The 11,660-nt window shown below is 67.3% G+C and carries 9 protein-coding genes; 3 read left to right on the forward strand and 6 right to left on the reverse strand.

Features of this window, described 5'->3' with window-relative positions; all coding sequences use genetic code 11:
• Positions 1-681: 681 nt before the first annotated feature.
• Positions 682-999 carry an MTH1187 family thiamine-binding protein gene (locus MJ797_RS23525; protein ID WP_239341314.1) on the forward strand — a complete coding sequence of 106 codons (318 nt, stop codon included), beginning with the start codon at positions 682-684 and terminating at the stop codon, positions 997-999.
• A 156-nt stretch (positions 1,000-1,155) separates the two neighbouring features.
• Here the strand turns inward: MJ797_RS23525 and MJ797_RS23530 are convergent, their stop codons facing one another.
• Entirely contained in the window at positions 1,156-1,341 is a 186-nt protein-coding gene (locus MJ797_RS23530; protein ID WP_239310957.1) for a hypothetical protein, read from the reverse strand.
• 305 nt (positions 1,342-1,646) lie between these two features.
• Here MJ797_RS23530 and MJ797_RS23535 point away from each other — a divergent pair, with 305 nt between their 5' ends.
• On the forward strand, positions 1,647-2,210 hold the full coding sequence (locus MJ797_RS23535; RefSeq protein ID WP_239341318.1) for a GNAT family N-acetyltransferase: 564 nt from the start codon (positions 1,647-1,649) through the stop codon (positions 2,208-2,210).
• Positions 2,211-2,318: 108 nt separating this feature from the next.
• Here MJ797_RS23535 and MJ797_RS23540 read toward each other — a convergent pair whose 3' ends face one another.
• From MJ797_RS23540 to MJ797_RS23560, 5 genes are all read right to left on the reverse strand, one after another.
• On the reverse strand, positions 2,319-3,998 hold the full coding sequence (locus tag MJ797_RS23540) for an arylsulfotransferase family protein (RefSeq protein ID WP_239341321.1): 1,680 nt from the start codon (positions 3,996-3,998) through the stop codon (positions 2,319-2,321).
• A gap of 554 nt (positions 3,999-4,552) precedes the next feature.
• A complete protein-coding gene (locus MJ797_RS23545; protein ID WP_374582864.1) occupies positions 4,553-5,344 on the reverse strand; it encodes a class I SAM-dependent methyltransferase in 792 nt (263 codons plus the stop codon).
• A 286-nt stretch (positions 5,345-5,630) separates the two neighbouring features.
• On the reverse strand, positions 5,631-6,305 hold the full coding sequence (locus MJ797_RS23550) for an MOSC domain-containing protein (RefSeq protein WP_374582861.1): 675 nt from the start codon (positions 6,303-6,305) through the stop codon (positions 5,631-5,633).
• 70 nt (positions 6,306-6,375) lie between these two features.
• Complete coding sequence (locus MJ797_RS23555) at positions 6,376-7,164, reverse strand: ABC transporter permease (RefSeq protein WP_239341327.1); 789 nt, start codon at positions 7,162-7,164, stop codon at positions 6,376-6,378.
• 29 nt (positions 7,165-7,193) lie between these two features.
• The gene (locus MJ797_RS23560) at positions 7,194-8,165 is read right to left on the reverse strand and encodes an ABC transporter ATP-binding protein (RefSeq protein WP_374582866.1); all 972 of its coding nucleotides are present in this window, start codon (positions 8,163-8,165) and stop codon (positions 7,194-7,196) included.
• Positions 8,166-8,603: 438 nt separating this feature from the next.
• Between MJ797_RS23560 and MJ797_RS23565 the strand changes: the two genes are divergently transcribed.
• On the forward strand, positions 8,604-11,660 hold a 3,057-nt coding region (locus MJ797_RS23565), incomplete at its 3' end, for a TIR domain-containing protein (protein ID WP_239341331.1).

The raw sequence follows: 11,660 nt of genomic DNA on the forward strand, positions 1-11,660 counted from the left end.
GGCAGCGGTGGCAATGGCGACCGCGATCAGCACCACCTCGGTATGTTCCAGGAACAGCACGACCAACGTCGGCCAGCGTTGAGAGAGATAGTCCGCGAAGCTCATCAGCGTCTCCAGCTCGTTGACGGCGTGGCCGCGGGAGTCGGCTCCCGGTCCGGGCCGGCGGGGTTCGGTGGACGCGTCAGCACGCCGGCCAGGAACTCATCCAGGCATTCGACGGGCTTTCTGAAGGCATGAGTGTCATCAACATCCATTCCATGTGGCCGCGGTCTTCGAGGAACTCCAGGCACGTGGGTTCACCGGCCCGCTCGTGCGGTGAACCCCCTGCGTAATGTTTGCCTACTTTACGTAGCAGCGCATGACTTGGCAACAACATGCCAAGGGCGTACGGATGCACGGAGAAGAAGCGGAACCCGCCATGAATTCCGTTCCTACCGGAGATCAGTTTTCGGGAAGAGTGCCACGCCCTGGTGAGTGTGACATATACAGCGATGTTGTCCATACGGGATGACAGTGGGCTTCATGACAGGTCCACGCCATCGTCGGGATGCCACGGCCGAGCGCTTCCCCGCCCAGTTCCCCACCGGTTCCGTTGCCAGGGCCGCATAGCCCCGGAGATCACGTCGAACGCCTTGTTGATCCGGCCTCCGCGGGCACGCGCCGCGTGATAGATCATGAATCATGCTTGTAGCTTTCAGCGCGACACCGATCGGATTCGGCGAGGACGTCGGCGACCTGGTGGCCGAAGCCGTGCGCGTGGTCCGTGCCAGCGGCCTCCCCAACGAGACGAACGCGATGTTCACGATGATCGAAGGAGAGTGGGACGAGGTCATGACGGTCGTGCGACAGGCGGTCGATGCCGTCACCGGGGGATCCAGACGGGTAAGCCTCGTGCTCAGGGCTGATATTCGTCCCGGTGTCACCGACGCGCTGCACAGAAAGGTCGCCTCGATCGAGCGGCGGCTTGCCGGGCCCGCGCCAGCCGGTGACCCGCGGTAAGCAGCCGGCCCACCAGCCGGCACTTTCCGTTCCGCCGCTTCCCAGCGCTTCCGCCGCTTCCCGCCGTCGCGGCGGCCCCAGCCGCGACGCGACGGCGCTCCGTCGGATGCCAGTCGTCGGATGCCAGTCGAGCGCACGGCCGTTGACGGGCTCGGGCTACCCGGCCACCACCTCCCGGATCTCCGCCAGGAGCCGCGCGACCTCGGTGGTGCTGCCCCGTTCCAGATGCCACCCCGCGATCTCAGTGAGTGCGCCTATTCGATCGAGCCGGACCGCCGTATCGTGGCTCTTCTGGACCGCGTCAGCCAGTACCGCCGCGATCTCGCTGACAGACTCGATCATGACGCCCTCCTGGTGACCATAAAGACGACGAAACCCCCGTACCCAGGGCTGGATCTGGTCGCGATACGGGGGCCTGCCGGAGTGGGATGAATCGGATGTAATTTCAGCCTAAGCATACAGATGCTCAGCTATGAGATGAATGTCGGGTTGCTCGATCCAGCTCACAGGCTCAGCCGGGGGTACGGGCTGCTGCGCCTTGATCCGCCGTCGCGCCCGGCCATATACAGATCTTGTAATGTGTGGATGGTGTCGGCTCGCGTCCAGTGCCACCCTGCTGAGAGCCGTGCGGTCCGGGTGCTGTTGACATGGGTATGACCGTCCGCGCGCGCCGAATCAATCCGGACGACGCCGAACGGCTGCGTGCCGTCCGGCTGGCGGCCCTGACCGATGCGCCCATGTCCTTCTGGCAGACCCTGGCGGGCGAGAGCGCCCGTCCCAGTGCGGACTGGCAGGCGCGCGCCTTACGCAACTCGGCAGGTGACGCACACGCGACCTTCCTGCTGGAACGGGACGGCCCGGCGGCCTACGACCCGGAACAGGATGACGGCCCGATGGGCATGGTCGACGTCTACCAGCCATCGCTGGCGCCCGAGTTCCGCGAACTGGCCGCCCTGTGGGTCGCGCCGGCCATACGCGGTACAGGGGCGGCCGACACGCTCCTCGACGCCGCCGTGGACTGGGCACGAACGGCGGGCGCGATCGGCGTCCGGCTGTGGGTCGTGCCCACCAACACGGCCGCGGTGCGTATCTACACCCGCCATGGCTTCGCGCTGGCCGGCGGCCCCGAACCCGACACGGACGACCCGGCGGGCAAGGTCTACGTACCGATGCTGCTCATGCTGGACAGCGATGAGAGTGCCCGAGGATAGGGCGTTCGATCAGTGAGCGGCTCATCCGCGCCTGGCAACTGCTGGTAGGCGGCGGTCCGCATCCACGGCTGGAACACGGTGGCGGTCGTGGTCGGTATCGGCCGGCGATCAATCGAGGTCGATGCCGCCATCGATGCCACCGTCGACGCAGTCGCCGATGCCGTCGATCTTCACCACCTTGGAGCTCCGCAGCACCTTTCCGCTCGCATCCAGCGCCCGCACCTGGAAGTACGATCCTGGGCTGTTCGTCGCGACCGCCGTCTCAAAGCCGGACCGGCTGGCGTGTTCAACGACCACCGCCAGGGAGTCGGCGTCCGGTCCGGCGAGCACCTGCCACGCTCTCGTCTCCGTCGAACCGTTCCAGGAGGCGTAGACGACGTGGTGCCCACCCTCGGCGCGCACCGCCACGCTCGGCGGGTAGTACGGAATACCGACCCACTCGTTCCGAAACGCTCGGTACGAGATGTTGGAACCCGGCATCTTCGCGTCGTAGCGCAGGTTTTGTAGGCCGTTGTTCTCGACGTTCCCCGCGACCGCGTACTCCGAATAGTACGAACTCTGCCCCCACCCGATGAACCTGTTGCCGTTTGCGAGCCGCTGGGTATTTCCCTGGGATGCCGAGTACAACGGTGGCTCATGATAGTAGGTCCGCACGGCGGTCGCGCTGTGGTTGCTGAAGTCAAGACCGAGAATCAGGCCGTGTGACTGCTGTTCGGGTGCGCCGCCCGGCTGGTTGCAACAGCCGTCGTCGAACATGCTGATCCTGTTTCCCGGCAGAAATCGCGCGTCGTGCTGCCAATAAAAATCCGCGTCAGGACCGAAGGTGAAGTCATTCTTCTTGCCGCCGAGCTGCCAGTTGATCGCCCCGGTGCCCCGGGCAACGTCATAGATCGCCCACATATTTCGAGCGGAGATCAACAACTGGTCTCCGGCACCCTCGTCGATCGAGTTCGCGTGATAAGGATCCCATACCCCACCGGATGACGAGGTATCAGCGGCTGACACCTCGGAGTCCGCCAGGTTCACGTGCTCCAGCATATCCCATGAAAAGACGAGCTTTCCCGTTGCGAGATCGACCTCCTGAACCTGGCTGTCCAGGACGGCCCCGTCCTTCGAGCCCCCATAAGGACGGAGGTCCATGGGCACTGGTCTGGACGCGAGGAACAGCGCGGTCCCCCGGCTGGTCAGGAGAAATTCGTGTTCGTCCGCGTTGAAACCGTTGCGGGCCGAGACCGTCCTGACCAGGCGATAGTTGGTGTCGTAAATGTAGTAGCATCCGCCCGGTTCGGGCGCGCCGCCCGGCAGATTCGTGTAGGTCGGCGGAATGGCAATGGATCCCTGCCACCAGGTCAGCACCGGCTGGGTCTTTCCAGTGTGGGAGTCGCGATAGGTCTGAACCTTGACGTCGGCGTTCTGGAGGGCCGCGGACGGCAGCGGACGGAACCAGACCGGGTCGCCGGAGTTGTCGACTGCCAGCGCCCCGGTCTGGCCGACCACCTGGCCAAGGCTGTAGGGACCGACAAAGATGTGCCCGGGAGCCGTGCCCGGTTGCCGCGCGGTCACGGTAACCCGCATGGGATGCAGGTCCGGCTCGGACGCGAAGCTCCACACGTCACTGCCTGACGTGATCGGCGCCGGCATGCTCGGCGTACCAACATCTCCCGACGGCGGGGCGGGCTCCGTCGCGCACAGACGGGACGAGTCGGGTTGCCAGTTCGCCACGGCGGGAGAGACCCCGCCCCCGACGACAAACCCAACAGCAAGCACACCCGCACCCAGGCCGCCCATCCCTCTTCTTGCACCGCGCGCCCACAGCTTTCGCATCGCCATTGCCGACCTTCCTTGGCGCCGGACGCCGCTGTCCGATTGAGGTACCCGAGCCCTTGGCACGGCTGTCATCCCGGTACCGTTTACGCGCACCGGTTCTGTTGCTCCACAGCATTGCGGAACGCCAGCAAGAATAGGCCGGAGCAAGTTTCTGCCGCCGCCGACACGCCGGCCAGCCGGCCGGTCCGGCTGGCGGGTAATCGTAATAGGACAGCTCCGGCGAGCCGCCCGCCCGGTCACCGCTACCGACAAAGTCAAGACTGTCGGCTCACGAAATGCATTGCCCGGAATTGGCGTACCCACCGTGCTGGAAGACGCGCTTCATGGAAAACACGCGTCAGCGCGGCACAGCGCCACATGTGCGCAGTTGGCCACAAGGAGCGGGATCTCGACCAGCGGATTACCTGCCAGCTGGCCTTGGAGCGACCGACAGCGGGGGACGCGGCAGCACGGGGCTGGTCAGACACTTCGGCGGCTGCCTGGGCCGGACCGTCCCATGTGCACATCGACCGCTGTCAGGCTGTGCAGAGAACCTCGCCGTGCAGGATCGAGAACCAGCCGTCCTCGGCCGCCGCCCAGTCCAGCCACGCGCACGAGATGCGCTGGAGGTCACGCTGGCCGGCCATCCCGGTTGCCACCAGCTGCCGGGCGAGAGCGGAATTCAGGATCCGGTCGGCCCACATTTCACCCCACCAGGCCCGATCCTGACAGGAGGAGAAGCACCAGGTGCTCGAGGTCGAGGTGACGGCGGCGAAGCCGGCCCGGCGTGCCCAGGACAGCAGCCTGCGCCCGGCGTCGGGTTCGCCGCCATTCGCGTATGCCGCACGGTGGTAGAGCGCCAGCCATTCGTCGAGCTCCGCGATGGCCGGATACCAGGTGAAGGCGGCGTAGTCACTGTCGCGCGCGGCGACCATGCCACCGGGCTTGCAGACCCGGCGCATCTCCCGGAGCGCCTGTACCGGATCGCCGACATGTTGCAGCACCTGATGGGCGTGGACCACATCGAAACAGCCATCGGGAAAGTCCAGTGCCTGGACATCGCCGACCACGAAGCTGATATTGCCCTGGCCTCGCACCCGCGCCTGCGTACGGGCGAGCTCAACGGCCGCTTCGGTGACCTCGACAGCCGTCACCCGCCCCGGAGCGATCCGGCCGGCCAGGTCAACAGTGATCGTTCCCGGGCCGCACCCGACATCGAGCAGGGCCATTCCCGGCCTCAGGTGAGGCAGCAGATATCCCGCGGAGTTCTCCGCGGTCCTCCAGCGGTGCGATCGCAACACCGATTCGTGATGCCCGTGCGTGTAGATCGCACGCCGCCCACCAGCTTGTGCTCCCTCATCGGCGTCCACCCGTTGACCGTAGCATCATGTTCTACCATTCGAGATGATCATCTCACTATATAAGATCGATCACCTCAGAAACTGCCCACCGGCAAGTGCGGACGCTTCGCCGACATCGGCGAGGCGTTCCCTTCGCTCCGGCCTTTCGCCCCAAGTCGATCTCCGCACAGTTCGGATCTTGAGAACGCCCGCTCATGTTCCATGCGGTGCCAGCGCATCCTCCGGTCCTCCACGCACGATGCGCACGCTGGCGTCAGCCGCTGGCGTCGTCCAGTTCGACGGGCAGGCGCCGCCGGGCTCTCTGCCTGACCTCGTCCGCGAGCGTGTCGGCGACGAGTAGCCGGGGCAGCAGCCCCGGCTCCGTGGTGAGCGCCCGGAAGACAAGCCCGACCGTGACATCGTGATCGGGCCGGCCCGTGACCGTCACCGGGTCGCCGCTCTGGATCATCCCCGCCTCGATGACACGCAGGTAGGCCCCGGGGACCGCCCTGTCGGTGAACGTCCTGACCCAGCCCTGTTCACCGAGCCATCCGGCGAACGTCCGGCAGGGAATGCGGGGGTTCGTGACCTCCAGCACGACATGGTCGCCGACCCGCCAGCGTTCCCCGATCAGCGCGGCTGTGATGTCGATTCCCACCGTGGTCAGGTTCTCCCCGAACACCCCGCATGGCAGCGGCCGGCCCAGCTCCACCGACCAGGTGTCCAAATCCTCCCGCGCGTACGCGTAAACAGCCTGGTCGTCCCCGCCGTGATGCCTCAGGTCGCAGACCCGGTCCCCGACCAGCCCACTCCCGCCGACGCCTTTGGGACCAGGAGCACGCACCTCGACAGCGGCGCTGACCGGCCTTTTGTCAATACCGGTCATACCGATTTCCGAGTACTCGGTACGACTGGCGGCCCCAAGATTCACTGACAGCAGAGAAATCATAATCAAACAGTTCTCGGACGCACCGCGGGCTCCCCTTCATGACATCGCCAGCCATGATAACGGACGGCTGTTATCGCTGCGGCTCCCACCGGAAGTGACGGACCGCGAACATCGAGGCAACGACGAACCAGATTGTCATGACGCCGATGTCACCCCAGGCGAAACCGTTGCCGGGTCCGTGGGGCAGCCGCGGGTCGAACGCGGCGAAGATGGTCTGGACCAGCGGCCGGACAGGGAACACGCTGGCGATGTGGGAGATGGTGGAGCCGGGCCTGACCGGGAAGAAGACCCCCGACAGGAAGAGGATCGGAAACATCACAAGATTGATGACCGCGGGGGCGGCGTCCGCGTTCGGCACCATCGCGGCCACGGCGACACCACAGGCGCAGAACGTCGCCGCCCCCACCACGAGCGCCACCAGCAGCGCAACGTAGTGACCCGGAAACGTCACGCCATAGAAGAGCACGCCGAACAGTGCCGTCAGGACCACCAGCAGGATCGCCACCAGAAGCTGGTTGATCAGCAGGCCCGCAAGAAAGTCCCGGGCCCGCAACGGCGTGCCGCGCTCCCGCTTCAGCAGACCCGAATCGCGGCGGATCGCCAGCTTCAACGCCACGTTCATGAAGCAGGCAGCGATCACACCATAGGCGATGATGCCCGGGATGAAGTACTGGTTGTAGTTCAATCCACCGAAGAAATCGATCGTGGTCCCGGTGTTCAGCGACGCGAAGATCACAAGAAACATCAGCGGGAAGGCGAAGGTGAAGAACGCCGACGCCGGATTACGCCAGAAGGTCAGCTGTTCGAACCGCGCCTGATGGACGATCAGCCGCACCTCACCGCCCAGCCCGCCGCCCACCCGCCCGCTCGGCCCGCGCCTCGCTTCGGTCACCCCGTCCCCCTCACGGCTGCCGTGCCCGACATGGCCGTGGCGTCGGCGCCGCCGTCAACGCCTGCGTCCGCATCTGCGCCTGCGCCTGTGCGTGCGCTGGTCAGTTGCAGGTAGACGTCCTCCAGGGTGGGACGGGTCACGGCCAGCCCAGGCAGTTCGTACCCGCGGTCGACGGCCCAACCGGTCAGGACGTGCAGCGTGCGGGTGGGTTCGCCGGTCTCGATCAGCACCTGCTCGCCGGTGACGGTGGCCGCCATCGGCAGGTCCGCCGCGCGTACCCCCGGCGGTGCGGTGAACGTGATGTGCGCGGCGGCGGTGTCCCGCCCGCCGAGGGAGTCCGGCGGGCCCTCGGCCACGATCCGGCCAGCCGCCATCACCGCGACCCGGTCGGCCAGTTGCTGCGCTTCCTCCATGTAATGGGTGGTGAGCAGGATCGTCGTGCCGAGATCACGCAACGACCGGACAAGATCCCACGCCCCGCGCCGGGCTGACGGGTCGAATCCGGTCGTGGGCTCGTCGAGGAACAACAGACGGGGCCGCCCGACGATGCCGAGCGCCAGGTCGAGCCGGCGCTGCTGCCCACCTGACAACTTCGCGACCCGCACCTTCGCCTTCTCCGTCAACCCGACCAAGGTGAGGACCTCGTCGGTGCGGCGAGGATCGGGGTAGTAAAACCGCCGCCGCTCCACCGTCTCGGCGACGGTGAGGTAGGGATCGACGGCAATATCCTGCAGGACGATGCCGATCCGCCGCCGGAGGTCGAGCGCGGTCGCCCTGTCCGCCGGGTCGTAACCGAGAACGCGGACCTCACCGGCGGCGGCAACCCGGTAGCCCTCCAGAACCTCCAGCGTCGAGGTCTTGCCGGCGCCGTTCGGCCCGAGCAGCGCGAACACCTCCCCGTGGGCGACGGTGAAGTCGATCCCGCGGACGGCCTCCAGCACGCCCACCCGCGGGCCGCGCTCGTCCAGCCGCCCGTTGCCATGCGCTGGCTGCCCGCCACGCCTGGGCTTCACCCGTCGCGACCCAGGCCGCGTCACCTGGAGCCCAGCCGGCCGAAGCTCATAGGTCTGCCTGAGCCCCCGGACGTCGATGGCGCTCCCCGCCTCCGCGCCGGCCGGTTCTGTCACCGTGAGGGATGACCTCATGCCCGGCAGGGTCTCATACGGAAGACATCGCCATCGCCGACAGGACGCCTTCGCGACACACCGTCCACATCCAGCGGACACGTGATCCTGCTACCGTATAGCGCTCATTCAATCACTACCTGTTATCACACCGGGAACGGCCCTGCGCGGCTGGGTTTCAGGGAGCACCCGCCAGCCGAAAGCAACACGATGATCACAATCGGCCACGCGCCCGACACGCCCCAGCACCAGGCCAGGCGCGGATTGTGACATTCTTGACCTATGGGTGACGGGGGTAACGTAACTGACACAACACAATCCGGTGACGGTACTGACTACGACTTCTTCGTCAGCTACACCGGTGCGGACGCCGCCTGGGCGGAGTGGATCGCCTGGCAGCTGGAGGGGCGGGTACGTTTCGGTGAACGCTCCGCCCGGGTGTTCGTGCAGAAATGGGACCTGGTGCCGGGCACGAACTGGGCGGCCGGCATGCACCGCACGCTGCCGGCGTCGGCCCGGGTGGTGCCCGTCCTGTCCCCCGCGTATCTGGCCGACTCCCGGTACGGCAACGCCGAGTGGCTGACGATCTGGCCGGACGACCCCGAGGGGCTCGAACGCCGGGTCGTACCGGTCCGGGTCGCGGAGTGCCAGCCTGGCGGGCTGCTGCGGTCGATTGTCCACATCGATCTGGTCGGCTGTGACGAGGCGACGGCCGCCGACACGCTGCTCGCACGCATCACCGCGTCCATCGAAGGCCGGGCGAAGCCCACCGTGGCCCCGCTGTTCCCCGGCCCGGACGGCCCTGCGAGGCGCGCCGCACTACCGCCGCGACGATGGCCAGGGCCGGCCACCGCCGCTGAGGCCAGCACCGCCACGGCCAGCACCGCCGCTGTCGCTCCGGGTGGCGCCCGGGGCGGCGGCACCGAGCCGGCCGTCACGGTGCTGCACATCTCCGACACCCAGTTCGGGACGCACCACGTGTTCGGCCGGGCCGGGCTCACCGAGGCCGACCGTGCCCACGGGTCGCTGTTCGGACGGCTACACGACGATCTGCGGGACCGGGCCGAGATCGACGGCCTGCGGCCGGACCTCGTCGTGGTCACCGGCGACCTGGCCGAGACCGGCGACGAGGGCGAGTTCGACCAGGCGTACGACTTTCTCGTCGCGCTGACGGAGAACCTCGGCCTCAACCGGAACCAGATCATGGTTATTCCTGGCAACCACGACGTCAACCGGCTGCTCTGCCAGTCCCACTTTCTGCACGAACAGGCGTTCAAGCGGACTCCGGAACCGCCGTACTGGCCGAAGTGGAGGTGTTTCAACGACCTGCTCCGGCGGTTCTACGGCGCTGACACCGAGATCGGCTTCCAGGTCGGCACGGAGTGGTCGCTGTTCGAGGTCCCCGACCGTAACGTGGTCGTGGCCGGGCTGAACTCGACGATGGCGGAGTCACACGAGGAGCATTACGGCTGGCTCGGTGAGAGCCAGCTGCGTGCCGTCGCCGAGGCATTGCGCCGCTATAAGCGGGACGGCTGGCTGCGGATCGGCGCCGTGCACCACAACCCGATCCGGGGCGCCACCTCGGATGACGAGAACCTGCGTGACGCCGACGACCTGGACCGCATCCTCGGCCCGCACCTGAACCTGCTGCTACACGGCCACACCCACAACGGGCGGGCCGGCTGGCTCGAATCCGGGCTGCCGGTCGTCGCCACCGGCAGCGCGGCGGTCGGCGCGCATGCCCGCCCGGCCGAGGTGCCCAACCAGTACCAGCTGCTCCGCATCGACCGGGACGGCTTCACCCGCTATGCCCGCCGCTACGAGCCGGACCAGAAACGGTGGACGGGTGACCTGCGGGTCGACCCGGCCGGCAGCTCCTGGTCGGTGCGCGCACCGCACGCGTTCCGGTCGGTCTATGCGGCCTTTCCACCCCCAGCCGAAACCTGGAACGACGACGAGGAGGGCGAACCAGGCCGGCACACACCTGGCCGCCATCGGCACGAGCCGTACGACCGGAACCCATACGGTCAGCACCCGTACGACCGGGACGCGGACGGCGATCCGCTGTACGGCGACGAACCACCCGGGCAGTCGCGGCGGCGACCACCGGACACGCTGGACGAGGTCGCTGAGGTGGCCCGCCTGCACCACCCGGCCGCGAAGGTCAAACGGATCGACGCGGTCGGCGAGCTACCCGCCCACCTGCGTGTTTGGCGCGCCGAGGGCCGCTTCGCAGAGCAGCGGGTTGTCGGCTTGGTTGACGGCACCGCCGACGAGGCTGCGGTCGAGGAGTTCGCGCGGACGGTCCGGGCCAAGTACCTGGCCGCTTTCCCAGGCCTGATAACCGAACTCGTCTACACCGGCGGGACACAGGCCGCCCAGCCGCTCGTCGCGCACGCCGAGCGGCTGGGCGTGCAGCTGCTGAGCATGCCCGAGTACCAGGGGGTGCTGGACCTGCGCGGCTACGTCGGCCGGCAGAGCGACCGGCTGCGCACCGACCGGGACTACCCACCCGAGCTGTACGTACCGCAGCGCATCCGGCGGGTCGGCCGCACCGCTGCCGCGCTGCCCGGCCCCGCACTTGATCAGATCGTCGAATGGCTGACCACCGACGAGGCCCGGTTCATCCTCGTACTCGGTGACTCCGGGCACGGCAAGACGTTCCTGACGCACGAGCTCGCCCGCGAGTTGCCTGGCCGGCTGCCGCATGTGGACCCGATGCTGATCGAGCTGCGGCAGCTAGAGAAGTCCCTTGAGCTCGACCGGCTCGTCGCCCAGCACCTGGTGGACTCCCAGGTCCGCCGGCCGGATCTGGACGCGTTCCGTTACATGCTGGCGCAGGGCCGGCTGATACTGATTTTCGATGGTTTCGACGAACTCGCGGCCCGCGTCACCTACGAGCGCGCGGTCGCGCACCTCGATACCCTGCTGGCCGCACTCGACAATCAGGCGAAGATCGTTGTGACGAGCCGGGCCGAGTTCTTCCTCACCGACGACGAGGTGTTGAAAAAGACCGGGGAGAAGGTCGAGCGGACGTTCGGCCGGCACATCGTCCGGCTGACGGAGTTCACCTCCGAACAGATCCATGGCTTCCTGGTCGGCCGCTTCACCCGCACGCTGGCGGTGGAGATTCCCGACCCGGACGCCCGCCGCGCGAAGGCACAGCAACGGGCAACAGCCCGCCTCGAGCTGATCGGGGAGGTGCGGGACCTCCCCGATCTGGCACGTAACCCGCGGCTGCTGTCGTTCATCGCCGAGCTGGCGGAGGACCGGCTGCGCCAGGCGCGCCAGCGTGGCGGCTCGGTGACCGCGGCTGACCTGTACCGGGAGCTGGTCGAT

It is taken from the genome of Protofrankia sp. CiP3, from assembly GCF_917627345.1.
Classification (GTDB): domain Bacteria; phylum Actinomycetota; class Actinomycetes; order Frankiales; family Frankiaceae; genus Protofrankia.